A 24,099-nucleotide genomic window follows, 5' to 3' on the forward strand; every position below is an offset into this window, starting at 1 on the left:
GTGGAGCAGCTGCCGCCGGAGGCGCACGACGTGATGGCGCAGGCGCTCAGCCAGACGACCTCCTCGGACTGGGTGCGCGACGAAGTGCGTGCCGCGGTCGCCGCGGATCCCGCGCTGGCCTCACCCCTGACCTTGTGGGGGCGTCGCCTGCTGGGCGAGGCGATCACCCACGCACAGTGGGTGCTGGCCGAGGACGAGCACATGACCGATCTGCTGTTCTCCGGCGACGGTTCGCTGACGGCGGCCGCGTCGTTCTTCGACAACATGGCGCAGCGCCACGCACAGCGCATGGCCGATCTGGGTCTGGGGTAGCGCCCGCCCTAAGCCCTCGGCGAAACCGGGCCTCGGCGCGCGGCCGGCTGGCCGGAAACGGCTACGATCGAACCCATGAGCGTTGAGGTCAAGATCGGCATCGAGAACTCCCCCCGCGAACTGACGGTGACCAGCAAGGACACCCAGGACAAGGTCTACAAGGCGGTGTCATCGGCACTCGACGGCAGCGCGTCGCTTCTCGAACTGGTCGACGAGAAGGGCGCCAAGGTTCTGGTGCCCGTCAGCAAGATCGCCTACGTGGAGGTCGGCAGCTCCGAAAGCCGCAAGATCGGTTTCGTCGCCGACTGATCAGTCGTTGATGCGGGGCACGCCGCTCAGGCCGCTCCACAGGAACGCCACCGTGGTGTCGACCGCGGCCTGCTTGTCGATGGGGCGATTCGCCTCCAGCCAGTAGCGCGCGTTCACCTGGCTGGCGCCGACCAGACCGGCGGCCACCATGCGTGAACGGTGCGGATCGAACCCGGAGTCGTGCATCACCAGTCCGTAGACGGCGTCGGTGCACGCCTCGATGGTGCCCTCCACACGGCGGCTCACCGCCGGATCCTTCGCATCCGAATCGAAGATGAGCCGGTAGCCGGAGTCGTCCTCGTCGATGAAGTCGAAGAACGCCTGCACGGCGGCGCGCACACGCTCGTGGTTGTCGGTGGTGCCCTGCAGAGCATCGTTGACGGCCGCCACCAGCTTCTCGCCGTGCGCGTCGACGACGGCGATGTACAGGTCCAGCTTCGACGGGAAGTGCTGGTAGAGCACCGGCTTGCTGACACCGGCCGCCGCCGCGATCTCGTCCATGCCGGCCGAGTGGTAGCCGCGTTCGACGAAGATCTCGCTGGCCGCATCGAGCAGTTGCCGGCGACGAGCACTCCGCGGCAGACGGGTCTGCGGACGGTTCTGCCCGGCCGGTGCGGCGCCGTCGGTGCGTGCGGAGTCGTCGATCGTCATGGCATGCAGCGTACTCGCGCCCTGCCGGTGCACGTGCCGTGCACCCGTCGCATCGCGGTGTGGTTTTGCAGGGAAACGGTGGGTTTATGAGACAGTTGTGGCGTGACCGGTTCAGCCCCACCGGGGTCCACGCGACCCCCGCGCCCACGGCCCGACCAGCCGTTGCGCGCTCGATGGGACCCGATCGCCGATCGTGACGCCACCGACGACGAGGCGCCGCGCGGCGCGTTCGGGCGTTTTCTGCACGACTACGGCTGGCGCGTGTACGCCCTGCCGGTCCTGGTGATCCTCACCGTGGCACTGCTGGTCGTGACCGTCACCGAGCACGGCAACAAGGGCGACGAGACCGCCACGGTGGACCCCAAGGCCCGCAACGCCGAAGTGGCCAAGGAGACGACGCCGATCGGCGCGCCCACCAACGACATCGCACCCGCCGCGCTGCCGGCCGGCGCCCTTCCCGACGGTGGCCCGTACACCGAGAAGGGCGACAAGGAGTTCCGCATGCTCGAGGGCACGTCGGACAAGATCGGCACCGGCTCGGAGGTGTACACGTACAGCGTCGAGGTGGAAGGCGGCCTGAATCCGACCGACTACGGCGGCGACGCGTCGTACTCGAAGTTCGTCGACACCACCCTGTCCAATCCGAAGAGCTGGATCGGCGGCGGCAAGGTCGCGTTCCGGCGCGTCGACAGCGGCGAACCGGATCTGCGCATCTCCCTGACCTCCACCGACACCGCGCGGGAGGTGTGCGGCTACCAGATCAAACTGGAGACGTCGTGCTTCTATCCGCCGGACGCCCGCGTGGTGATCAACGAGGCCCGCTGGATCCGCGGCGCCCAGTCGTTCGACGGCGACGACCTCACCTACCGGCAGTACCTGGTGAACCACGAGACCGGCCACGGCATCGGCTACGAGCATCATCTGCCGTGTGAGCAGAACGGTGCGCTCGCGCCGATCATGATGCAGCAGACGTTCGGCACCTCGAACAGCCAGATCATGGCGCTCGATCCGAACATGGAGGCCAACCGCGCCTTCACCTGCCGGCCCAACGCGTGGCCGTACCCCGACAAGTAGTCAGTCCGCGGCGGTCCCGCCGGGGCGTCGTGCGTTCAGTGCGGCTGCCATGGCGACCGGGTCGCCGCCCGTCTGATACTTGCGTTTCTGCAAATGCCGGGCGACACCGTTCTCGTCGACGTAGTCGATCGTGAAGTAGCCGTCTTTCCGGGTGCCGGCGCCGTACACCTCGCCGAGCCGGTCCCACGACACGAACAACGGGGCATTGAGGCCGTCGTGCACGGTGACGCCGCGGTCGTCGGCCTCCAGAGCCATGGGCGCGTGAGCCGGTCCGACGACGAGCGTGGCGACGACGTACACGGTGACAGCCCCGAACAGTCCGACGACGATCGCCGCGAGCAGATAGCCGATGACTGCCGGGCCGTGGGCGCCGTGCCGCAGCGGCAGGTACCCGCGGTCGGCGACCAGCAGGAAGAGCCAGATCCCGAGGAGGACGAAGCCGGCACCGCCGAGGATCCGGCCCACCGACGACGACACCGGGGTCCGGAACAGCCATCGGCCGTCACCGGTGCCGGGCGGCGTGAAGTACATCATCGCGAATCCGGCCGCGCCGGCGACGACGCCGATGATCACGAGCACGTACTGAGCGAGGGCCATGGGGGCATTCTCCCAGCCGTGACCCCGGTGTGGCGCACCGGATACCGGTGTCTTCCTCGGTAAAGTTCGCAGCGTGACCCCGATCGCCGAGCCGCCGCCTCAGGTTCTGACCACCTTCGGTCTGACCGAGCATCCGCTCATCCCGCTGGAGGGCGGCACCGTCGTCGGCTGGCGCGTCGGCGAAGTGGTGCTGTCGCTCGTCCCGGACAACGCCCGTGCCGCCTGGTCGGCCCGCGCCCGCGAGAACCTGTACGTCGAAGGCATGCGGATCGCCCGTCCGATCCGCGCCAGCGACGGCCGGTACGTGGTGTCCGGCTGGCGTGCCGATACCTACGTCGCCGGCAGTCCCGAACCCCGGCACGACGAGGTCCTGGCCGTCGCCGAACGGCTGCACGAGGCACTCGCCGGTATGGAACGACCGCGGTTCCTGCTGCAGCCGCCGGCAGCCCCGTTCACCGACGTCGACGTGTTCAACGCCGCCGACCGCGCCGCCTGGGAGGACGTCCCGCTGCGTTCGGCGCGTGCCGCCGGAATGCCCGAACCGGAGAGCGAGGACGGCAAGCAGAGCGTCGAGGCACTCAAGACGCTCGCCGGGCTGCGCCGTCCGGTCGACCTGACCTCACAGGTGGTGCACGGCGACCTGTTCGGCACCGTGCTGTTCGCCGGTGCCGCGGCGCCCGCGATCACCGACATCGTCCCGTACTACCGGCCCGCCGCCTGGGCGTCGGCTGTCATCGTCGTCGACGCGCTCGCCTGGGGCGGAGCCGACGACGACCTCATCGAACGCTGGTCGCATCTGGAGGAGTGGCCGCGAATGCTGCTTCGCGCCACCATGTTCCGGCTGGCCGTGCACGCCCTGCACCCGCGCTCGTCGTCGGGCGCTCTCCCCGGCCTGCTGAAGGTCGTCGATCAGGTCCGTCTGCTCGTCTAGGGCCGGTTGCCGAGGTGGATCCGGAACCGCCTCAGAACCGGTGCCGGCACTCCTTCAGAACCACCCGGCCGTCGACGACGGGCACCCCTTCGGCGGCCAGACGGTCCAGTTGGCGTTCGGGCGGCCTCGCCGACGGCCGGCCGGAGGCCGCGATGACGCGCCACCAGGGGAGGTCGTGACCGTCGGTGCGGAGAATCCAGGCGGTCAGCCGGGGACTGGACAGCCCGGCGTGCGCGGCCACGTCGCCGTAGGTGGTCACCTCGCCCGGCGGCACCGACTGGATCAGCTCCCGCGCCAGCTCCACCTGCTCCTCGGTCACCGACGCCATCAGCCGACCTCGCGGACCAGTCCGGCGACCTTCTCCGGCGCGAGGAACGGCACCATGTGCTCGGTGTCGACGTGGTGCACGGTCACCGAATCGGCGCGCTCGGCGGCGCACCGTTCCAGGAACCCGGGCGTCACGAACGGCGGCTGCACACGGTCCGCGACCACGACGTGCGTGGGGACCCCGGGCGGCGGCAACAGGGCGGGCCGGGCCATCTCGCTCCAGGCGGTGACCGCCGCCGGCAGGCAGACGCGCCAGTCGACGCCGTCGGACGTCGGCACCAGATGTTCGGCCAGTTCGTCGTCGAGAACGTCGTCGGGCACCGCGGACCAGCCTTCGGCGCGTTTGGCCGCACCCGCGGACTCCGCGTCCGGGTAGCCGCGATGGCCGGCGGCGCCGGTCGCCATGGTCAGCGCGAACTCCGGATCGAGTCCCTGGGCCGGATCGAGCAGGATCAGGGCCCGCACCAGGTCGGGCCGGTCAGCCGCCAGCCGCAGACCGACCGCGCTGCCGAACGAATGCGCCAGCACGATCACCGGCCGCCGGTCGTCCGGCACCAGCTCGTCGATCGTGCCGGCCAGGGCGGCGGCGTGATCGGCGATGCCCCACGGCGGTTCGGCGGGCGATCGGCCGTGACCGAGCAGGTCCGGGGCGATCACGCGGTACTCGGGCAGGTGCCCGTCGGCCAGCGCACCCCACCGCTTGCCGTGCCCGGTCAGACCGTGGACGGCGACGATCACCGGACCGTCGGCGGGTCCGAAGACGTGCGTGTGCAGCGGGGCGGACATACGCCCATGGAACCACGAACGCCCGGTGGCGTCCGGTGTCAGGGGTGGGTGGTTCCATAGGCGCATGCCCGCAGCCCAGGCCCGATTGATCGCCGCCCCGGCATCGACCGAGCCGTCGATGCGGGAGTGGCCGTCGGACGTGTCCGCGCTGATCTCGGGAACGCACTCCGCGGACCCCGAACGACCGTGGCGTCCGTACCGGGTACGCGGCGGTCCGGGCACCGGCAAGACGTCACTGCTCATCGACACCGCCGTCGCCCGGATCACGGACGGCGCCGCCGATCCCGATTCGGTGCTGGTGCTCACCGCGAACCGTCGCGCGGCCGCCGCCGTCCGCGACGAGATCACCCGGCGGGTGTTGTCGACGCCTCTCACGGAGCGGGACGGTGCGGCACTGCGGGAGCCGCTGGTGCGGACCGTTCACTCGTACGCGTTCGGAGTCCTGCGACTGCAGGCCGCCGAGCACGGGAATCCACCACCGCGACTGATCACCGGTTCCGAACAGGACGTGATCCTGCGCGAGTTGCTCGCTGGTGACATCGCCGACGGGGCGCAGGACTGGCCGGTCGGACTGCGTCCGGCGCTGGCCACCGACGGATTCGCGCAGACGCTGCGCGACCTCATCATGCGGGCGGCCGAACGCGGCCTGGGTCCCGAAGACCTGATCACCCTCGGCCGCCGGCACAAGCGGCCCGAATGGGTCGCTGCCGGCAAGGCCTACGCCCAGTACGAACACACCACCCTGTTCCGGGGCGCCGTCGGACACGACTCCCCGGAGCTGGGCGGCGGTGCCGTCGATGCCGCCGAGCTGGTCGGCTCGGCACTCTCCGCCCTGCTCACCGAACCCGAGCTGCTCGCCGCGCAGCGAGCCCGGATCCGCTGCCTGCTGGTCGACGACGCCCAGCACCTCGACCCGCAGGCCGCCCGGCTGATCGAGCTCGTCGGCACCGGCGCCGACCTCGCCGTGATCACCGCCGACCCCGACCAGTCGATCTATTCGTTCCGCGGCGCCAGCCCGACGTTCTTCCTCGATCTGCCCGCCGGACGCGACCTGGTTCTGCGGGAGGGACGGCGCGGACGGGGGGACGTGAATCTCGTCGGGCGGGTCCTCGCCGCGCGCCTGCCGGGAGCCCGCAGCGCGCCGTATCCCGATCCGGCACCCGGCGGCGGCACCGCGTCGGTGCGGGTGTTCTCCTCGCCGGCCAAGGAGGCCACCGCGGTGGCCGACCTGCTGCGCCGCGCCCACCTGTTCGACTCGGTCCCGTGGTCCGAGATGGCGGTGATCGTGCGGTCGGTGCCGCAGTCGCTGCCCGCGCTGCGCCGCGCCTTCTCGTCGGCCGGGGTGCCCCTGGCGACCCCGACCAGTGACCTGCCGTTGCATCGCCAGCGGGCCGTCGAAGCGTTCGCGCTCGCGCTTCGTGCCGCGGCGTCGGCGGAACCGCTCGATCCGGAAGAGGTGCTCACCCTGCTGTCCGGGCCGATCGGCGGGGCCGACCCGGGCCGGCTGCGCCGTCTGCGTCGCGGGATCAAGCGCCTGGGCTCCGACGGTCGGTGGGAATCCGGCGGCGAGGAGCCGGATTCTCTGACCGTGCTCGGGCGGATCCTCGCCGAGCCGGACTCCTTTCGACAAGCTCAAGGAGCGGAGGTACAGACTCAAGGAGCGGAGGTACAGACTCAAGGAGCGGAGGTACAGACTCAAGGATCGAATGCCCAGGCCCTCAGTGAGTTCGAGGCGGAGCCGCTGACCCGCACCCTCAAGGTGATCGAGGCTGCGCGCCGTGCCGACCGCGCCTCCGCCGGGGTCGAAGAAACCCTGTGGCGGGCATGGCAGGCGTCCGGGCTGGAACGGTCGTGGCTGGCACGGTCGCTGCGCGGCGGCCGATCGGGCGAGCAGGCCGACCGCGACCTCGACGCCGTGATGGCGCTCTTCGAGGCGGCCGGCGACTACGTCGACAACCTCCCCGCCGGCGGTCTGAACGGCTTCTTGGACTACCTCGGCCGGCTGCAGATTCCGCGCGAGTCCCGCACGCCGGCCGCCGGCACCGACGCCGTCCAGCTGCTGTCCGCGCATTCGGCGGCCGGCCGCGAATGGGAGGTCGTGGCCGTCCCCGGAGTGCTCGACGGTCTGTGGCCGTCGTTGCGGAGTCGCGGCAGTGTGCTCGGAACTCCCGCTCTTCTCGACCTGCTCGACGGTGTCGCCGCCGACGCCCTCGACACGGTGTCCCGTGGCGCCACGGTGCTCGCCGACGAACGACGCCTCCTCCTGGTCGCCTGCTCGCGCGCACGGAGCCGGCTGCTGGTGACCGCGGTCGAGGACGGCACCGGCGACGCCTCGCCGTCGCGGTTCGTTCCGGAGATCGCCGAAGCGCTCGGCGGCTACGGCGACGACCCGGCGACCGAGGAGGAAGCGCCGCCCGACGAGATCCCGCTCGACGGGGGAGTGCGGCGGATCCTGTCGCTGCCGTCGATGGTCGCCGAACTCCGGTCGGCTCTCGAAGACCCCGCGACGCCGCCCGCGCGCCGCGACGCCGCCGCCTCCCTCCTCGCCGAGCTGGCCGACAGCGGAGTGCCGGGCGCCGATCCGTCGTCGTGGTACGGACTGAACGATCCGAGCACGGATGCTCCGCTGTGGACCCCCGACCTCGGTGCCCGGACCCTGTCTCCGTCCAACGTGGACGCGCTCAGCCGTTGCTCGCTGCGCTGGATGCTGGAACGTCACGGCGGCCGCGACGGCGACGCCGAGCCCGCGGTCACCGGCACCCTGGTGCACACCCTGGTCCAGGCCGTCGCCGGACAGCTCGACGACGCGGAGGTTACGCGCGCCCTGCACGACATCTGGGATCGGGTGGCCGGCCCGGCCGAATGGTTCTCCCAGCGCGAGCTGGCGCGCGCCGAGTCGATGCTGGTCAACTTCCGCGAATGGCTGCGCTACTCCCGGGACCAGCTGTCCGAGGCGGCCGTCGAGGTCGAGATCCAAGCGGCCGTTCCACCGGGCGTCGACGAGAACGGTGCTCCCGACGATCTGCCGGTGACCCTGCTCGGACGGATCGACCGGCTGGAGACCGACGGCGCCGGACGCCCGGTGGTGATCGACGTGAAGACCGGCAAGTCGGCGATCACCGCCGCCGACGCGCGCGAACACCCGCAGCTCGCCGCCTACCAGCTCGCACTCATCCTCGGCGGAGTCGAAGGCATCCCGGCCGGCGAGACCGGCGGCGGGCGTCTGGTCTATGTGGCCAACCCGAACCAGAAGAGCGGGGCGGCCGAGCGGATCCAGCCGCCGCTCAACCCGGAGCAGGTGGACGAATGGATCGGCGTGGTCCGCTCGGCGGCCCGAGCCAGCGTCGGCCCGAGGTTCACCGCGGTCGTCAACCCCGGGTGCAGTCACTGCTCACTGGCCGCGGCCTGCCCGGCTCAGTCGCGCGGCAAGTCGGTGACCGATGACTGACCGCCCGCTCATCGGCGCCCGCACACTGGCCGCCGCACTGGAACTGCCGCCGCCGACCGACGAACAGGTCGCGGTGATCGAGGCACCCCTGGAACCGATGCTCGTCGTCGCCGGCGCCGGTGCCGGCAAGACCGAGACGATGGCGTCCCGGGTGGTGTGGCTGGTCGCGAACCGTCTGGTCTCGCCCGACGAGGTGCTCGGCCTGACCTTCACGCGGAAGGCCGCCAGTGAACTGGGTGTGCGGATCCGTCGCCGCCTGGCGATGCTCGCCGCGTCGCCGGCCCTGGTCGACTGGGATCCGGGCGGTGAACTCCGGTCGGTGCTGCGCAGCGCGGACGCCGAGGTCAGCACCTATCACGCCTACGCGGGCCGGTTGATCGCCGACTACGGTCTGCTGCTGCCGGTCGAACCGAGTGCCACCCTCATCAGTGAGACCGAGCTCTGGCAGCTCGCGTTCTCGGTGGTCACCTCGTGGCCGCATGCGCTCGCCACGTCCAAGGTGCCGTCATCGGTCACCGAGATCGTCCTGAACCTGTACTCGGAGACCGCCGAACATCTCGTCGACGACGACGCCCTCGCGCGGGCCGGCGACGACCTGTACGGGCTGATCGACTCCCTCCCCAAGGGGCCCAAGCAACGCGGCGGACCCAACAAGGGGTTGCGTGACCTGCAGGCCGTCATCGACGAGCGCCGTGAGTTCCTGCCGCTGGTGCGGGCGTTGCGGGCCAGGCTGGCCGAGCAGGGGGCCGTTGATTTCGGCAGCCAGATGTCGCTGGCCGCACGTCTGGTCCTCGAACACCCCGACGTGGTGGCGGCCGAACGCTCCGGTATCAAGGCGGTCCTGCTCGACGAGTACCAGGACACCGGACACTCGCAGCGTCTGCTGCTCTCCACCCTGTTCGGTGGTCGCACGAACCGGCCGGTGGCCGTCACCGCCGTCGGCGACCCCATCCAGTCCATCTACGGATGGCGCGGGGCGTCGGCGGCCAACCTGCCGCGCTTCGCCCTCGACTTCCCCCGCCCGGACGGCACCGGCGCGCACCGCCGGGAACTGCTGACCAGTTGGCGCAACAGCCGCGGCGCGCTGTATCTGGCCAACGAGGTGTCGTCGGCGTTGCGGTCCCGTGGAGTCCCGGTCAGCACGCTGCGCCCCCGCCCCGATGCGCCCGAGGGCACCGTGCGGCTCGCACTCACCGAGACCGTCGCCGACGAACGCGAATGGATCGCCGACCACATCGAATCGGCCTGGCGGGCCGCGGAGGACGCCGGCGACGCACCGCCGACCGCCGCCGTCCTGGTCCGCCGCAACGAGGACTCCGCGCCGCTGGCCGCCGCGATCTCCGAGCGCGGCATCCCGGTCGAGGTGGTCGGTATCGGTGGGCTGCTGCACGTCCCGGAGATCGCCGACATCGTCGCCACCCTGACACTGATGGCCGACTCGATGGCCGGTACGGCCGCGATGCGGTTGCTGACCGGTGCGCGCTGGCAGCTCGGCGCCGCCGACCTGGCGGCGCTGTGGCGCCGGGCCCGTGACCTGGCCGCGGGCACCCACACCCCGGTCGGCGGATCCGTCGACACACGTGACCGGCTGGACGAGGCCCTCGAAGCCGCCCTGCCCGGCGACGCCGTCGACGCGGCCGGCATCGCCGACGCACTCGTCGATCCGGGACCCGCCGACCGTTACCGTCCGGCCGGACATCGGCGGATCGTCGCCTTCGGCAGGGAACTCGAACGGCTGCGCCGGCGGATCGGTCAGCCGCTGCCGGAACTGGTCGCCGACGTCGAACAGACCATCGGTGTGGCCGTCGAAGCGCAGATCCGGGCCCGGCGGCTCCGCGGCTCGGTCACCGGCCGTGAGCACCTGGACGCCTTCGCCGAGTACGTCGCCGGCTACGCCGACCGTCCCGGCGCGACCCTGCCCGGGCTGCTCTCGTTCCTCGCCGCCGCCGAAGCGGTCGAGAAGGGACTGGAAGCCGGGCAGGTGGAGGTGGCCGCCGACCGCGTGCAGATCCTGACCGTGCATGCGGCGAAGGGGCTCGAATGGGATGTCGTCGCGCTGCCGCACCTCGCCGAGGGGATCTTCCCCAGCGGCAAGTCCGACTCGACGTGGCTCGGGTCGCCACGAGAGCTTCCGGCTTCGCTGCGCGGCGACCTCGCGACGGACGGCACCGAGGGCTTCCCGGCGCTCGACCTCGACGGCCTGGCCGACCGCAAGGAACTCGAAGACGCCCTCGACCGGCACCGTCAGGCCATCCGGGACCGGCGTCTCGACGAGGACCGGCGCCTGCTGTACGTCGCCCTGACCCGCGCCAAAGACACCCTGCTGGTGAGCGCACACCACTGGTCCGCCACCGGAGACAAGCCGCGCGGCGGCTCGGACTTCTACGACGAGCTGGCCGGCCTCGTGCAGGCCGCCGGCCGGGACGGGATGACCGTCGACGTCGCCGTGCCGCCCCCGGACGAGGGGTCGGACAATCCGCTGACCGCCGCGCCGGTCAGCGCCGTGTGGCCGGTCGACCGGCTCGGTGCGCGCCGCGCGGCGGTCGCCGCGGCCGCGGAGGCCGTCGAACGGGCCCGCGAAGCACGCTCGGCGCGGTCGCATGCCCCGCCACGAGCCCAGGAACCACCACCCGTCGACGGGGACGGGGATCCGGAGATCGCGGCCTGGCGGTCCGAGACGGCGGCGCTCCTCGCGGAGCACCGGACCGGCACCGACGAGGTGGCCGAGGTGGAGTTGCCCAGCCAGCTGTCGGTGAGTCAACTGGTCGAGCTCGGCGCCGACGAGCAGGCGTTCGCGGCCCGGCTGCGCCGGCCGGTGCCGTTCCGGCCCAACCCGACCGCACGCCGGGGCACCGCCTTCCACGCCTGGCTGGAGCGACGCTTCGGCGCCACCCGGCTGCTCGATCTGGACGAACTGCCCGGCGCCGCCGACGACACCGCCGCCGGGGTCGCTGCGAGCTCGATGAACAGCGACATCGACGCCCTGCGCACCGCATTCCTGGCGTCCGAATGGGCCGACCGCACACCGGTGGAGGTGGAGGTCGGATTCGAGACGGTGATCGGGCAGACGGTGGTGCGCGGCCGGATGGATGCGGTCTTCAGCGACGGTCCCGACGGCTGGCTGATCGTCGACTGGAAGACGGGCGCGGTGCCCGAACCGGCGGCCCGGCCGGCCCTCGAACTGCAGTTGGCCGCGTACCGCGTGGCCTGGGCACGGCTGCGCGGCCTCGAGTTGAGCGCAGTGCGTGCCGCGTTCGTGTACGTCCGTCACGGATTCACGCTCGAACCCGATCACCTGCCCGATGCGGACGGCCTCGCGGAGTTGCTGGCCACGGATTGAATCGGCCCGCCGATCGAGTAGCCTTCCCCAGGTGAGCACCAGGAGCGCGCATGCGTGAACGACTGCGCCGCGTCGGGCGGCGCGGCAGCTCGGACGACCTGTTCGACAAGCCGGACTACGCGCTCGTCGGCATCATCAAGATCCCCGAGCTGGAACGCAGCCCGGGCCGGGCCATCGGCCGCCGCATCCTGTTCGCGCTGGTGGCCCTGTTCGCGTGTTCGCTGGTGGTCTACCTCGATCGGGCCGGCTACCGCGACGTCAAAGACACGCCGCTGACCTATCTCGACTCGCTCTACTATTCGGCGGTCACCCTGTCGACCACCGGCTACGGCGACGTCACACCGGTCAGCGAGTCGGCCCGCCTGATCAACGTCGTCTTCATCACCCCGCTGCGCGTGCTGTTCCTGATCGTGCTGATCGGTACCACCCTCGAGGTGCTGACCGAGCGTTCGCGGCAGGCGATCAAGATCCAGAACTGGAGGAATCGGGTGCGCAATCACACCGTCGTCATCGGATACGGCACGAAGGGCAGGACGGCCACCGCCGCCGTCATCGCCGACGGCGTGAAGCCGAGTGAGATCGTGGTCGTCGACGACGACCAGGACGCGCTCGACGCGGCCGCCGCCGACGGTCTGGTCACGGTGCGCGGTGACGCCACCAAGGCCGACATCCTGCGCCTGGCCGGCGTGCAGCACGCGGCAGCGGTGATCATCGCCGCCAACCGCGACGACACCGCCGTCATGGTCACGCTGACCGCGCGCGAACTGAATCCGCGCGCCAAGATCGTGGCGTCGGTGCGCGAGTCGGAGAACATCCACCTGATGCGGCAGTCCGGCGCCAACTCGGTGGTGGTGTCGTCGGAGACGGCCGGACGCCTGCTGGGCATCGCGACGCTGACGCCGTCGGTGGTCGAGGTGGTCGAGGATCTGCTGAGCCCCGAGGAGGGGTACGCGATCGCCGAACGCGAAGTCGATCCCACCGAGACCGGTGGTTCCCCGGCGCACACCAAGGACCTGGTTCTGGGCGTGGTGCGGGACGGCTCGCTGTACCGCGTCGGTGATCCGCAGGTCGAGTCCATCGAGGCCGGCGACCGTCTGCTCTACGTCCGCCAGGGCGAGAAGAACTGATCGTGGCGGGCTCGTTCGAGATCCCGCAGCCGTTGCTGGCGCAGGCCGCGTTCGACCGCGCCGACCAGGTGCGCGGCGACGCGGCACGACTGGCCGACGGATGGCCGTCGGCACGGGTGCTGCTGGTCGATCCGCGCGGCCACTATCCGGTGGAGGCCGACGGTGCACTGCGGTGGACACCGTCGGAACGGATCGGCGCGCAGCCGCCGGAGGACGCGGTGTTCCTGGGCGTCGCTGGATCGGATCTGTGGGCGATGCGCGTCGCTGAGCTGGACGGCCCGGCCGCCGATCCGCGCGGCGGTGCACACCTGCTGGGCGCCGATGACGCCGGTCTGCTGGCCACCGCGCTCGGGATGCTGAACTGGCATCGCGCCGCCGAGTATTCACCGGTCGACGGTGCCCGCACACTCGTGGATCGCGCCGGCTGGGTGCGCCGACACCCGGAGTCGGGTGCCGAGGAGTATCCGCGCACCGATCCGGCGGTGATCATGGTGGTGCACGACGGCGCCGACCGCGTGCTCCTCGGCCGCCAGCACCAGTGGCCGCATCCGATGTTCTCGACGTTGGCCGGCTTCGTAGAGCCGGGGGAGTCGCTGGAGCAGTGCGTGATCCGCGAGGTGCACGAGGAGGCCGGTATCGCGGTCAGCGCTCCGCGCTACCTGGGTTCGCAGCCGTGGCCGTTCCCGCGCTCCCTGATGCTGGGCTTCGAGGCCGTCGCCGATCCCGACGAGCCGTTGTCGTTCAACGACGGCGAGCTGGCCGATGCCCGCTGGTTCACCCGCGACGAGGTGCGCGAAGCGCTCGATCAGAGCAGTGACTGGGGCACCGATCACCCCGACGCGTCCCTCATGCTTCCGCCGTCGGTGTCCATCGCCCGGTCACTCATCACCGGCTGGGCCTCCGCCACCTCCTGACGCCACCTCCCGACCCGCCACCTCCCGACCCGCGCACTACTGGGCCGTATACGGCTCGCTCCCGGGTGGAGCCGGGCAACGGACGCTATACGGCCCAGTAGTGCCGGGGCGCTGGGCGGGTCGGGCGGCAGTAGTCTTGACGCCATGGCAGCGCTGACCCTGTACACGACCACCTGGTGCCCCTTCTGCGTGAAGCTGAAGGCGGGCCTGAAGCTCAAGGGCGTCGAATGGACCGAGATCGACGTCGACGACGACGCCGAGGCGGCGGCCTTCGTGGAGAGCGTGAACGGCGGCGACCGGGTCGTCCCCACCGCGCTGTACGAGGACGGATCCACCGCGACCAATCCGTCGGTCCGCGAGGTCATGGCCAAACTCGGCCAGGACTGACCCGCGGGCTGTCGTACCCCGATGACACTCTTACCGGGTGACGATAGTGATCGACCCGCTCGCTCTGCTTCCGGTGTCGTGGCGATGACCGACGTTCGTGACGGCCTCGATCCGCAGCAGCTCGAAGCGGTTCTCGCTCCGCGCGGCCCGGTGTGCGTGCTGGCGGGTGCCGGAACCGGCAAGACCCGGACCATCACGCGCCGGATCGCCGCTCTGATCGACTCCGGGCAGGTCAATCCCGGGCAGGTTCTGGCGGTCACCTTCACGTCGAAGGCCGCCGCCGAGATGCGTCAGCGTCTGGAAGCACTGGGCATCGCGGGTCCGGGCAACCGGATCGCCGCGCAGACCTTCCACGCCGCCGCACTGCGGCAGCTGCGCTACTTCTGGCCGATGGTGTACGGCGGCGGACCGTGGGAGTTGATGGACTCCAAGTTCCCGATGGTGCGCCGCGCCGCGCGCGACGTCGGTCTGGACACCGCCGACCGCGAGCTGATCCGCGACCTCGCCTCGGAGATCGAATGGGCCAAGTCCACCGGAGTGGGGGCCGGCGACTACGCGCAGGCCTGCCTGGGACGTGACCTGCCGGTGGCCGCGGGCACCGTCGCCGAGGTGTTCGCCGCCTATGAGGACGGCAAGAGCGGCGGCGCCTCGGGTGTGCGGCTCCTCGATTTCGAAGACCTGATCATCTTCACCACCACGGCGCTGCTCGGCGATCCGGCGATCGCCGAAGAGTTCCGGTCGCGCTACCGCAGCTTCGTCGTCGACGAATACCAGGACGTGACCCCCATCCAGCAGGACCTGCTGCAGGCCTGGCTGGGTGCGCGTGACGACCTGACGGTGGTCGGTGACGCCAACCAGACCATCTACAGCTTCACCGGCGCCACCCCCAACTATCTGCTCGATTTCACGCGCCGCTACCCGGACGCGACGCTGGTCCGGCTGGTCCGCGACTACCGGTCCACTCCGCAGGTGGTGGGGCTCGCGAACGGCGTGATCGGCAAGGCCACCAGTCGCGTCGCCGGCACCAGGCTGGCCCTCGTCGGTCAGCGGCCCGACGGTCCCGAACCCGAGTTCACCGAGTACCCGGACGCCGACGCCGAAGTGGTAGGCGTGGTCGCGCGGATCAAGAAGCTGCTGCGCGCCGGGGTGCCGGCCGACGAGATCGCCGTCCTGTACCGCGTGAACGCCCAGTCCGAAGGCTTCGAGGAGGCGCTGGCCGCCGCCGGCGTCGAATACCGGGTCCGCGGTGACCGCGCCTTCTTCGATCGTCCCGAGATCATCGCGGCGCTGCGTCGTCTGCGCGAGCTGGCCGCCGGACCGCCGCCGCCGATGGGCGCGGCCGAGGCGGTGCGCCGAGCACTGGTGCCGATCGGCCTCACCGACACCCCGCCGGACGGTGCGCACGCCCGTGCCCGCTGGGAACAGTTGACGCGGCTCGCCGAACTGGCCGACGGGGTGGTCGCCGACCATCCCGAGGCGGCGTTCGCCGACGTCGTCCGCATCCTCGGCGACCGGGCGCGTTCAGGCCACGACGGCTCCCAGGGCGGAGTCACCCTCGCCTCCCTGCACGCCGCGAAAGGACTCGAGTGGGATGCCGTCCTGCTCACCGGCCTCAACGACGGATCGGTGCCGCTGACTCGCGCCGGCCGCAGTGCCGAGGAGATCGAAGAGGAACGCCGCCTCCTCTACGTCGGCATCACGCGTGCCCGTACCCACCTGCACCTGTCGTGGAGCCTCGCACGATCGGAAGGCCGGCCGGCGAACCGTCGCCGGTCCCGATTCCTCGACGGCCTGGTGCCGACCGGCGCCCCGAAGGCCGACGCGCCCCGCACCGCTCCCGACCGCATGGTGCTCGACGCCCTCAAAACGTGGCGCGACGGCTATGCGGCGAACGCCGGCATCGCCAAGCCCAACGTCTGCAGTTCGTGGCTGCTGGAGAAGCTCGCGACGCAACTGCCGACGTCCACCGAGGAGCTCCGGAAGATCGGCATGCTGCCCGACGCCGTCGACGTGATCGGGCCCGCCGTCCTCGACGTCATCGAAACCGCAGGTAGAAAATAGGTTGTACACGATTCCGGCGGCCGCGTACTCTGGCCGTCAGTCTCCATGTCACCGATCGAGAAAGGGAGTCGCCGCGATGAAGAACTGGCATTGGCACAGCGCACATCTGGCAGCAGCACGCGTACCCGCAGCAGCTGCACGAGCGCGCAAGCGATTCCCCGTGGCCGTCACGGTCCCTCGGTCGAACACCGTCTGAGGTACCAGACCACCTGACATCCAGGCCACGGCGAATCGCGAAAGCGGTCCCGTGGCCTGATTCGTTTCGGCCCCCGGCACCGCGAAGCCCCCCTCTTCCCGACTTCCGCGAAAGCCGATCATGACCATCACCGAACTCGATATCCGAACACCCACCGAACCGAATCCGACCCAGCGTCTGGACCTGCCGTGTCAGAGCGGCGTCGACGCCGACCTCTGGTTCGCCGATACTCCCGCCGGCCTCGAACAGGCCAAGGAACTCTGCCGGACCTGCCCGCTGCAGGCGCCGTGCCTCGCCGAGGCCATCGAGCGCGCCGAGCCGTGGGGCGTCTGGGGCGGCGAGATCTTCGAACGCGGCGTCGTCATCGCCCGCAAGCGGCCCCGCGGCCGTCCGCGGAAGATCCCCGTCGCATCCTGACGGTCAGTCTCCGGCCGACGCTTTCGGCGTCGGCCGGAAGACGCCCGGCGCATGCCCGGTGTGCCGTTTGACCAGCCGGTACAGCGTGCTCGGATCGTTCAGGCCGACAGTGGATCCGATCGACTCGACGCTCTGGTCCGTGGTTCGCAGGAGGTGCAGCGCCCGCTCGAGCCGGATGCGCTGAACCAGCTGCATCGGGCTCATACCGACAGCGGCACGCGTGCGCCGGTTGAGCGTGCGGGCACTGGTGTGGCAGTCGTCGGCCAGCGAGGTCAGGGACATCGGCCGGTCGAGGCCGGCCCGGATCCGGCGCTCCAGGTCGGCCACCAGATCGTCGTGCGCGGCCACATGGGTGGGGACGAGGTAGGCGGCCTGCGACGGGCGTTCGTCGACGATGAGGCGTCGAGCGACCTCGTCGGTCACATCGGCGCCGGCGTGACGGCGGACCAGTGCGAGGAGCAGGTCGGTGTGGGCGAATGCGCTGCCGGCCGTCCACACGCCACGGTCGTGAACGACCATCTCACCGACGTCGACCCGGGCCGACGGCACCAGGGAGGCGAGGGTGTCGCCGAGCCACCACGTCGTCGCGCATCGCCGACCGTCGAGCAGGCCGGCGGCACCCAGGACGAAGGCGGCGGTGCACGACGCGGCGATCTCCGAGCCCGCCGCGGCCGCCCGCCGGAGCCAGGCGGCCGCGGCGTTCACGTCGTCGCGGCCGAGCAGGTCGGTGACCTCGTCCGGTGTGGCGGCACCCAGACCCGGAACGATCACCACGCCGGCGGCGGTCGTCCCGTCGAGGCCGCAGGTGGTGACGGAGAGGCCGCCGCGCAGGACCGTGGTCGCGCCGACGCCGACGAAGCGCAGGACGAACCGGTGCTCACCGATGATCCGGTCGGCGGCGGAGAGCACGTCGACGGTGGCGCCGACCGCGCCGGCGCTCGCGTTCCGGAGAACGAGGACGTCGACGTGGACGGGGCCGGATACGACCACGCTCGTCATCTGGCGAATTATGCACGGACAGTGTCGTTCTTGTCACTGGTGTGGGGTGCGCTGCCCGGTGAGCATGGAACCCATGCCGCTGTTACGAGTGACCCTGACCCCCGGCGCGTTCGACGACCGGAGCAAGACCGCGCTGGTCGAAGCGCTCACCGACGCCGCCTGCCGCGCCGAGGGCATCCCCGATACCCCGGAGCGGCGTTCCCGTGCGCTGGTCCTGCTGGACGAACTGCCGCCCGGCGGCTTCTCGTCGGCCGGACAGTGCGCCGACGCGGTGGTCGCCGGCGTGTTCATCGACTGGCAGGTGAGCGCCGGAGTCCTCGACGGAGCCCGGAAGGAACAGTTCGCGCGCAGCGTGCACGCCGCCGTCACGGAGATGGCCGGCACCGACCGGATGGCCGTCACCTCATGTGTGATCGACGAGGTGCCGGAAGGACAGTGGGCCCAGAACGGCCGGATCCGCCGGCTTCCGGAGGTGAGCCGGATCGCCGGATTCGAGCATCTCCATCAGCTGTACGACGACTGACGCCGACGGGAGATCAGGACGCCGCGTCGTCGCCTTCCAGACCCGGAACCCATTCGCCCAGGATCGCCCGGTACGGCGCCTCCGCGTCGAGCTGGGCGGCGATGCCGACACAGCCCATCAACACGCGGAACACCATCACGTACTCCTTGGGCACGTTCAGATTGCGGGACGTCTTGTACACGTCACCGGTCACGTCCGTGGCCTTGCCGGCGGCCCGCTGCAGCCACTTGCGGGTGAAGTGGAAGTCGTCGCTGTACAGCGGATCGACGAACGGCTGCAGGTATTTCGCCAGGTCCTCGGGGGTCACCTTGCCGGCGTACTGCGGCCGGATGAAACCGTTCTCGACCATGCTGTCGCGCAGTTCGTCGTACCGCTTCTCCTTCGCCAGGCGCAGGATCGGTCCGGTCTGCGCGGGCAGCCCGTCCGGGTAGTGGCCGATCGCGCCGAAGTCGAGGATGCCGAACCGGCCGTCGTCCATCACGAAGAAGTTGCCAGGGTGCGGGTCGCCGTGCAGCAGGCCGACACGGGCCGGGGAGCTGACCTCGAAGGTGGTCATCTTGGTGGCGGCGTCGTTGCGCTGCTCGCGGGTGCCGTCGGCGATGATCGTCGAGAGCCGGGTGCCGTCGAGCCATTCGGAGATGACCACCTTGGGGGCGCTGGCGATCACCTTCGGAACCACGAAGTCGGGGTCGCCGTCGAAGGCGGCCGCGAACGCGCGCTGGTTGTCGGCCTCGGCGGTGTAGTCGAGTTCGTCCTCGGTGCGCTCGATCAGTTCGTCGATCATCGCCTTCGCGTCGGTGCCCGGCGACAGCTTCTGGATCAGACCGGACATGCGCCGCAACGTCTTCAGGTCGGCCTTCAGCGCCTCGTCGGCACCCGGGTACTGCACCTTGACGGCGACCGGGCGGCCGTCGTGCCAGACGCCCTTGTGGACCTGACCGATGCTGGCCGACGCGGCCGGGGTGTCGTCGAACGACTGGAAGCGGTCGCGCCACTTGGTGCCCAGTTGCTGGTCCAGAACCTTGTGGACGGTCTCGGCCGGCATCGGCGGCGCTTCGGCCTGCAGTTTGGTGAGGGCTTCACGGAACGGCTCGCCGAACTCTTCAGGGATCGCCGCCTCCATGATGGACAGCGCCTGCCCGACCTTCATGGCGCCGCCCTTGAGTTCCCCGAGTACGGCGAACAACTGCTCGGCGGTCTTCTGCATCAGGTCGGCGGAGACCTCTTCTTTGCTGGCGCCGGCCAGGCGCTTACCGAGCCCGCCGACCGCGCGTCCCGCGACGCCGAGCGGCAGCGCCGCCAGCTTCGCATTGCGTCGCCCCTGCCCACGTGTGATCTCGCTCAACGCTGTCCTTTCGCCTCATCCGAGGATACCGATCGGTCGGCGGCGACGTGAGCGAGCGCACACAACCGCACCGGGCGTGCGGCGGGGCGGGAACCAGGCGCGTGCCCGCGACCTGGGCGTTCACCTCGAGTCGATGGTGCAGGGTCTGCGGTGCCGGTGCCGCCGGGTCGGCGAGGGATCGCGCGATTCCGGCGATCTCGTGGTGGGCGATCGCCACGGTGGCGGCCACCGTGTGCCGATCGGCGTCGGTGCCGGCTCCGGTCAGCCGCGCCGCCAGGGCCGGCCATTCCGGGTCGGCGTCGCTGCGGTGCAGGTCGGCGCATCGCAGACAGCCGGTCATCCCGGGCAGCACGAGGGGGCCGATCACACCGATACCGTCCCGCACCACCACCGGGAGATGCGGAGTACCCGAGGTCATGAGCGCCAGCCGGATGGCCGGATCGACGACCGGCCGGTCGGTGGGCACCAGCAGGTTGCAGTCCAGTCGCCGGTCCGGTGCCAGTGCACCGGGCTCGGTGGGCACGTCGCCGGCCAGCAGCCCGGACCCGGCGAGGCTGTCGGTGAGCTGCCGGGCCAGGGCGCCGTCGCCGTGGATCCGCACCCGCACCCTGCTGGGCGCCGGTTCGGGTGCGATCGCCCGGCCGGCGGCCACCAGCGTGTCGAGCAGGGCGGTGAACGACGCGAGGGTGAGCCCGGCGGACCGGGCCCGCCGCGACAGTTGCCGCCGCGTCAGCGGTCGTTGCAGATCGTCGAGGAGCGCGACCACGCCGTTCGGGTCGGCCTCCGGTCCCAGGTTCAGCACCAGGGCGTCGGCCGGGTCGCAGCCGAGGTGCAACCGTCCGTCGGAGCGGACCAGTACCGGCAGGCCCGGCCGCAGCCGGGGGAGAGCCTTCGTCGTTGCGGTGCCGGTGTCCCCCATGGAGAAACGGTGTCACCGACGCGGGACGGTGTCCATCCCGTTGTCCACAGGTGCGTGCTCAGCGCCGACAGCGACTATTCGTCGTCGGTGTCTCGCGGCTCGTCGGACGACGCGCCGCGAGCCTCGTCGGCCTTGCGCTGGGCTTCCTCCGCAGCGATCTCCTTCACGAGTTCCGCGATCGGATCGTCGACGTCGAAGGCGCCGGTGCCGCCGCCGATCACCCGGTCGATGAAGGCCGACGGATCGTCGAGGTCGTCGGCGTCGGGCAGCAGGTCCGGGTGATCCCACACACCGTCCCGCGTCGCCGAACCGGCGCCGACGGCCCCGCTCGTGGCGCCCGCCGCGGTGTCGAGGGCCTTCCACAGGTCCGCGGCCTCCCGCAGCTTGCGGGGACGCAGGTCCAGGCCGATGAGAGTGGCGAACGTCTGCTCGGCCGGACCGCCGGTCGCCCGCCGGCGCCGCATGGTCTCGGTGAGCGCCGCCGTCGACGGAATGCGATCGCCCAGCGCCTGCGTCACGGTGTATTCCACCCAGCCCTCGATCAGCGCCAGCAGCGTCTCCAGCCGGGTGAGGGCGGCCTGCTGCTCAGGGGTGGCCTGCGGCTCGAACGACGCCGCCGAACTCATGATCTCTTCGAGCTTGCCCGGATCGCTCAGCAGTTCCTGGGGATCGATGCCGTCGCCGAGCTCGGTGATACCCGACATGTCGACGCGGATACCGCGGGCGTACGCCTCCACGGTGTCGAGCAGCCGCTGGCGCAGCCATCCGACGCCGGCGAACAGTCGCTGATGCGCGGCCTCGCGGGCGGCGAGGAAGACGACGATCTCCTGGCCCGGCAGATCCAGCCCTTCGGCGAACTTGGCGATCGCCTGGGGGAGAAGCACGCCGACACCCTCGGGGCCCAGCGGCAGGCCGATGTCGGTGCCGGTCAGCACCTCCTTGGCGAGCACGCCCAGACCCTGGCCGAGCTGGGTGCCGAACATCATGCCGCCCAGACCGGACATCATCCCGGCCATCGGTCCGGCGAGCGCCTTGGCCTCCTCCGGCATGGAGTCCTGCCAGGTGTTGTTGAGCTGTGTGGCGAGCGGATCGCACAGCTTCTTCCAGGTCGGGAGGGTCTTCTCCAACCAGTCGACCGGCGTCCAGGCCTCGGTGGAGGTGATCGCGGCGGGCAGGGCGGTCACGTCGTCGAGCCACACCTCGGCCAGACGGACGGCGTCGGCGACCGCCTTCTGCTCACTGTCGAGCATCGGGGTGAAGTCGCCGATCTGCTGCCGGGCGAGGCGGGTGGCGAGGTCGTAGTTGACCGGATCCCCGGAGCCGGACGCGGTGTTCATGCCACTGAACATCTGGCCGAGCTGGCTGAACATCTGGCCGATCATCGACGGATCGAAACCGGCGCCTGGATTCGACGGGTCGAAGGCGCCGCCACCGAACATCGACGTGTCGAAGCCGAACGGGTTGGCGCCGGCCGGTCCCTGACCGCCGGGCTGCTGGTCGTCCTTCTTCGACTTGTCGTCGTCATCGCTGTTCGACGAGGAGAAACCGAAGGGCAAGTCGTTCATGCCACCACGGTACCTGCGCGGCAGCGCTCCGGCGTGTGCTCCGCTACCGGCTGAATCGCAGGTCGACGGTGTTCCTCTATTCTGGGGCGGATGAAGCTCACGCCCCAGAATCGACGGCTGGTCACCCTCAGCGTCTCCGCGATCATCGTGATCGCGTTCGTGATCATCGGGTCGACCGCCCGCGTGCCGTTCGTCGGCATCAGCCCGGGCCCCACGGTGAACACCCTCGGTGACGTCGACGGCAAGCAGGTGGTCGAGGTGAGCGGGGCGGTGGATCCCGACCCGAGCGGTCACCTCAACCTGACGACCGTGTCGGTGACCGACGGCGTCACCCTGTTCCAGTCCATCGGGATGTGGCTGTCCGGCGACTACGAGATCGCCCCGCGCGAGCTGTACTACCCGAGCACCAAATCCGATCAGCAGGTGCAGGACGACAACGCGCAGCAGATGGCGAGTTCCGAGGACAACGCGACCGGCGCCGCGCTGACCTATCTGAAGCGTCCGACCGCGGTCGGTGTCGGCGACGTCGCGGACAACAGTCCGGCCAAGGGCAAGCTCGAGGACGGCGACATCATCACCGCGGTCGGCGGCCAGCCGGTGTCCGATCCGACCAAGCTGCCCGACATGGTGCGCGCCGAGGCGCCCGGCACCGTCGTCCCGTTCGCCATCAACCGCAAGGGCGCCGACCAGACCATCGACGTGACGCTCGCACCGCGGCCCGACGATCCCAAGCAGGGCTTCCTGGGGGTCACCCCGAAGGTCGTGTCCGCCGACCCGAACGTGCAGATCACCTACAACGTCGGCCAGATCGGCGGACCGTCCGCGGGCCTCATGCTCACTCTCGCGGTGATCGACCGGATGACGCCGGACGATCTGGCGAAGGGCCAGTTCGTGGCCGGCACCGGAACCATCTCACCGGACGGGAAGGTCGGCCCGATCGGCGGCATCACGCACAAGATCGCCGCCGCCAGCAAAGCCGGCGCCTCCGTCTTCCTGGTGCCCGCCGACAACTGCTCGGAGGCCAAGAGCCACACGCCGAAGGGGATCGAGCTGGTGAAGGTCGACACCCTCACCGGTGCCGTCGACGCCCTGCACACCCTGAAGACGGATCAGACCCGCCCCCACTGCTGACGGACGGGCTAGCCCTGCGCTCCTTGAGCTCGCCCTGCGCTCCTTGAGCCTGTCGAAAGGAAGCTCGCTTCGACAGGCCCAACGAGCGTGTGGCGGCTCGCTTCGACAGGCTCAACGAGTGTTTCGGCCTGGCGCGAGTCCTGCGCTCCTTGAGCTTGTCGAAAGGAGCCCGTTCAGTCGTCGAGAACGTCCTGATCGAAGGTCGCGGCGAGCGCGTCGAGAAGGTTCGGCGCCAGATCCGGGTGGGTCCGCAGCTCGGGGTCCGGGTCGTCGTCGGTCGGTTCCAGCGACAGCAGTGCCACCCGCTGGCCGCTGCGCAGCGCACCGCCGATGAGTCGCGCACGACGTCCCTCGCCGTCCGGGTCGTCCGGGGACTTCACGGTGATCTCGGTGACCAGCGCACAGCCTTCGACGGCCGCCGGCCACCCGGTGGTGGCGAGCAGCTGATCGACGTGGATGTCGGGGTCGGTCTCCTGCAGCACCGGGGACAGGGCCGACGGATCGTCATCGTCGATGAGACCGGGTTCCTCGGCTGCCAGGTCGGCGGTGGACGCCAGCGCGAACAGCAGGTCGGGCGACCCCCAGGGGAGGCTGTCGGCGTATCCGGCGCACTGGCTCAGGGCGTTGCCGAGATCGGCTTGAGAGAAGCTCACCCGAATATTGTGCCCCGAACCGGGTGGGCGCTGCGGACGAGTCCTGTCCGATAGGTGCGAATCAGTATTGTGGGGAGGCGTATCAGT

The 24,099-nt window shown here is 70.7% G+C and carries 22 protein-coding genes; 13 read left to right on the forward strand and 9 right to left on the reverse strand.

Annotated elements, in window-relative coordinates:
- Nucleotides 1–312: ferritin-like fold-containing protein (locus QM774_RS00005; protein WP_414973933.1), on the forward strand; the 312-nt coding region annotated here is incomplete at its 5' end.
- Nucleotides 313–387: 75 nt separating this feature from the next.
- Nucleotides 388–621 carry a DUF3107 domain-containing protein gene (locus tag QM774_RS00010; protein WP_414973934.1) on the forward strand — a complete coding sequence of 78 codons (234 nt, stop codon included), beginning with the start codon at nucleotides 388–390 and terminating at the stop codon, nucleotides 619–621.
- Here QM774_RS00010 and QM774_RS00015 read toward each other — a convergent pair whose 3' ends face one another.
- The gene (locus tag QM774_RS00015; protein ID WP_414973935.1) at nucleotides 622–1,272 is read right to left on the reverse strand and encodes a TetR/AcrR family transcriptional regulator; all 651 of its coding nucleotides are present in this window, start codon (nucleotides 1,270–1,272) and stop codon (nucleotides 622–624) included.
- Between the two features lie 102 nt (nucleotides 1,273–1,374).
- Here QM774_RS00015 and QM774_RS00020 point away from each other — a divergent pair, with 102 nt between their 5' ends.
- Nucleotides 1,375–2,346: a DUF3152 domain-containing protein gene (locus tag QM774_RS00020; protein WP_414973936.1), complete on the forward strand. Its 972-nt coding sequence runs from the start codon at nucleotides 1,375–1,377 to the stop codon at nucleotides 2,344–2,346.
- Here the strand turns inward: QM774_RS00020 and QM774_RS00025 are convergent, their stop codons facing one another.
- Nucleotides 2,347–2,943, reverse strand: a complete 597-nt coding sequence (locus QM774_RS00025) for a hypothetical protein (protein ID WP_414973937.1) — start codon at nucleotides 2,941–2,943, stop codon at nucleotides 2,347–2,349.
- Between the two features lie 73 nt (nucleotides 2,944–3,016).
- Between QM774_RS00025 and QM774_RS00030 the strand changes: the two genes are divergently transcribed.
- Nucleotides 3,017–3,874 (forward strand): TIGR02569 family protein, encoded by an 858-nt coding sequence (locus tag QM774_RS00030; RefSeq protein ID WP_414973938.1) that lies wholly within the window; start codon nucleotides 3,017–3,019, stop codon nucleotides 3,872–3,874.
- Between the two features lie 31 nt (nucleotides 3,875–3,905).
- Here QM774_RS00030 and QM774_RS00035 read toward each other — a convergent pair whose 3' ends face one another.
- Nucleotides 3,906–4,202, reverse strand: coding sequence for an MGMT family protein (locus tag QM774_RS00035; protein WP_414973939.1), 297 nt, complete (start codon nucleotides 4,200–4,202; stop codon nucleotides 3,906–3,908).
- On the reverse strand, nucleotides 4,202–4,987 hold the full coding sequence (locus QM774_RS00040; RefSeq protein WP_414973940.1) for an alpha/beta fold hydrolase: 786 nt from the start codon (nucleotides 4,985–4,987) through the stop codon (nucleotides 4,202–4,204). Before QM774_RS00040 ends, QM774_RS00035 begins: the two co-directional genes overlap by 1 nt.
- A gap of 64 nt (nucleotides 4,988–5,051) precedes the next feature.
- Here QM774_RS00040 and QM774_RS00045 point away from each other — a divergent pair, with 64 nt between their 5' ends.
- The 7 genes from QM774_RS00045 (at nucleotide 5,052) to QM774_RS00075 (ending at nucleotide 16,877) form a co-directional block, all read left to right on the forward strand.
- On the forward strand, nucleotides 5,052–8,435 hold the full coding sequence (locus tag QM774_RS00045) for an ATP-dependent helicase (protein ID WP_414973941.1): 3,384 nt from the start codon (nucleotides 5,052–5,054) through the stop codon (nucleotides 8,433–8,435).
- Nucleotides 8,428–11,775 (forward strand): ATP-dependent helicase, encoded by a 3,348-nt coding sequence (locus tag QM774_RS00050; protein WP_414973942.1) that lies wholly within the window; start codon nucleotides 8,428–8,430, stop codon nucleotides 11,773–11,775. The genes QM774_RS00045 and QM774_RS00050 overlap by 8 nt, the downstream gene beginning before the upstream one ends.
- A 50-nt stretch (nucleotides 11,776–11,825) precedes the next feature.
- Entirely contained in the window at nucleotides 11,826–12,902 is a 1,077-nt protein-coding gene (locus QM774_RS00055; protein ID WP_414973943.1) for a potassium channel family protein, read from the forward strand.
- Between the two features lie 2 nt (nucleotides 12,903–12,904).
- Entirely contained in the window at nucleotides 12,905–13,816 is a 912-nt protein-coding gene (gene nudC / locus QM774_RS00060) for an NAD(+) diphosphatase (protein WP_414973944.1), read from the forward strand.
- 144 nt (nucleotides 13,817–13,960) lie between these two features.
- On the forward strand, nucleotides 13,961–14,203 hold the full coding sequence (locus tag QM774_RS00065) for a mycoredoxin (RefSeq protein ID WP_414973945.1): 243 nt from the start codon (nucleotides 13,961–13,963) through the stop codon (nucleotides 14,201–14,203).
- An 84-nt stretch (nucleotides 14,204–14,287) separates the two neighbouring features.
- Nucleotides 14,288–16,264, forward strand: coding sequence for a UvrD-helicase domain-containing protein (locus tag QM774_RS00070; RefSeq protein WP_414973946.1), 1,977 nt, complete (start codon nucleotides 14,288–14,290; stop codon nucleotides 16,262–16,264).
- 316 nt (nucleotides 16,265–16,580) lie between these two features.
- Nucleotides 16,581–16,877 carry a WhiB family transcriptional regulator gene (locus QM774_RS00075; RefSeq protein ID WP_414973947.1) on the forward strand — a complete coding sequence of 99 codons (297 nt, stop codon included), beginning with the start codon at nucleotides 16,581–16,583 and terminating at the stop codon, nucleotides 16,875–16,877.
- A 3-nt stretch (nucleotides 16,878–16,880) separates the two neighbouring features.
- Here the strand turns inward: QM774_RS00075 and QM774_RS00080 are convergent, their stop codons facing one another.
- Complete coding sequence (locus QM774_RS00080) at nucleotides 16,881–17,876, reverse strand: GlxA family transcriptional regulator (protein ID WP_414973948.1); 996 nt, start codon at nucleotides 17,874–17,876, stop codon at nucleotides 16,881–16,883.
- Nucleotides 17,877–17,949: 73 nt separating this feature from the next.
- On the opposite strand from QM774_RS00080, the gene QM774_RS00085 reads away from it, so the two are divergent.
- On the forward strand, nucleotides 17,950–18,399 hold the full coding sequence (locus QM774_RS00085) for a tautomerase family protein (protein ID WP_414973949.1): 450 nt from the start codon (nucleotides 17,950–17,952) through the stop codon (nucleotides 18,397–18,399).
- A 13-nt stretch (nucleotides 18,400–18,412) separates the two neighbouring features.
- Here the strand turns inward: QM774_RS00085 and QM774_RS00090 are convergent, their stop codons facing one another.
- The 3 genes from QM774_RS00090 to QM774_RS00100 all read right to left on the reverse strand — a co-directional run bounded on the left by QM774_RS00090 (nucleotide 18,413) and on the right by QM774_RS00100 (nucleotide 22,228).
- Nucleotides 18,413–19,744, reverse strand: a complete 1,332-nt coding sequence (locus tag QM774_RS00090; protein ID WP_414973950.1) for an ABC1 kinase family protein — start codon at nucleotides 19,742–19,744, stop codon at nucleotides 18,413–18,415.
- The gene (locus QM774_RS00095) at nucleotides 19,650–20,663 is read right to left on the reverse strand and encodes a hypothetical protein (protein ID WP_414973951.1); all 1,014 of its coding nucleotides are present in this window, start codon (nucleotides 20,661–20,663) and stop codon (nucleotides 19,650–19,652) included. Before QM774_RS00095 ends, QM774_RS00090 begins: the two co-directional genes overlap by 95 nt.
- Before the next feature lie 74 nt (nucleotides 20,664–20,737).
- Nucleotides 20,738–22,228, reverse strand: coding sequence for a zinc-dependent metalloprotease (locus QM774_RS00100; protein ID WP_414973952.1), 1,491 nt, complete (start codon nucleotides 22,226–22,228; stop codon nucleotides 20,738–20,740).
- Nucleotides 22,229–22,318: 90 nt separating this feature from the next.
- On the opposite strand from QM774_RS00100, the gene QM774_RS00105 reads away from it, so the two are divergent.
- Nucleotides 22,319–23,359 (forward strand): PDZ domain-containing protein, encoded by a 1,041-nt coding sequence (locus QM774_RS00105; protein WP_414973953.1) that lies wholly within the window; start codon nucleotides 22,319–22,321, stop codon nucleotides 23,357–23,359.
- Between the two features lie 173 nt (nucleotides 23,360–23,532).
- Here QM774_RS00105 and QM774_RS00110 read toward each other — a convergent pair whose 3' ends face one another.
- The gene (locus QM774_RS00110; protein ID WP_414973954.1) at nucleotides 23,533–24,012 is read right to left on the reverse strand and encodes a PPA1309 family protein; all 480 of its coding nucleotides are present in this window, start codon (nucleotides 24,010–24,012) and stop codon (nucleotides 23,533–23,535) included.
- Between the last annotated feature and the right edge of the window lie 87 nt (nucleotides 24,013–24,099).

This window comes from Gordonia sp. (in: high G+C Gram-positive bacteria) (genome assembly GCF_047600565.1).
Classification (GTDB): Bacteria; Actinomycetota; Actinomycetes; order Mycobacteriales; family Mycobacteriaceae; genus Gordonia.

Bases quoted from the DNA above. Each gene is read 5' to 3' on its own strand.
- QM774_RS00015 (WP_414973935.1), bottom strand. From the start codon at position 1,272: ATGACGATCGACGACTCCGCACGCACCGACGGCGCCGCACCGGCCGGG.
- QM774_RS00055 (WP_414973943.1), top strand. From the start codon at position 11,826: ATGCGTGAACGACTGCGCCGCGTCGGGCGGCGCGGCAGCTCGGACGAC.
- QM774_RS00025 (WP_414973937.1), bottom strand. From the start codon at position 2,943: ATGGCCCTCGCTCAGTACGTGCTCGTGATCATCGGCGTCGTCGCCGGC.
- QM774_RS00095 (WP_414973951.1), bottom strand. From the start codon at position 20,663: ATGGGGGACACCGGCACCGCAACGACGAAGGCTCTCCCCCGGCTGCGG.
- QM774_RS00050 (WP_414973942.1), top strand. From the start codon at position 8,428: ATGACTGACCGCCCGCTCATCGGCGCCCGCACACTGGCCGCCGCACTG.
- QM774_RS00100 (WP_414973952.1), bottom strand. From the start codon at position 22,228: ATGAACGACTTGCCCTTCGGTTTCTCCTCGTCGAACAGCGATGACGAC.
- QM774_RS00010 (WP_414973934.1), top strand. From the start codon at position 388: ATGAGCGTTGAGGTCAAGATCGGCATCGAGAACTCCCCCCGCGAACTG.
- QM774_RS00080 (WP_414973948.1), bottom strand. From the start codon at position 17,876: ATGACGAGCGTGGTCGTATCCGGCCCCGTCCACGTCGACGTCCTCGTT.
- QM774_RS00105 (WP_414973953.1), top strand. From the start codon at position 22,319: ATGAAGCTCACGCCCCAGAATCGACGGCTGGTCACCCTCAGCGTCTCC.
- QM774_RS00035 (WP_414973939.1), bottom strand. From the start codon at position 4,202: ATGGCGTCGGTGACCGAGGAGCAGGTGGAGCTGGCGCGGGAGCTGATC.
- QM774_RS00085 (WP_414973949.1), top strand. From the start codon at position 17,950: ATGCCGCTGTTACGAGTGACCCTGACCCCCGGCGCGTTCGACGACCGG.
- QM774_RS00070 (WP_414973946.1), top strand. From the start codon at position 14,288: ATGACCGACGTTCGTGACGGCCTCGATCCGCAGCAGCTCGAAGCGGTT.
- QM774_RS00075 (WP_414973947.1), top strand. From the start codon at position 16,581: ATGACCATCACCGAACTCGATATCCGAACACCCACCGAACCGAATCCG.
- QM774_RS00040 (WP_414973940.1), bottom strand. From the start codon at position 4,987: ATGTCCGCCCCGCTGCACACGCACGTCTTCGGACCCGCCGACGGTCCG.
- QM774_RS00045 (WP_414973941.1), top strand. From the start codon at position 5,052: ATGCCCGCAGCCCAGGCCCGATTGATCGCCGCCCCGGCATCGACCGAG.
- QM774_RS00065 (WP_414973945.1), top strand. From the start codon at position 13,961: ATGGCAGCGCTGACCCTGTACACGACCACCTGGTGCCCCTTCTGCGTG.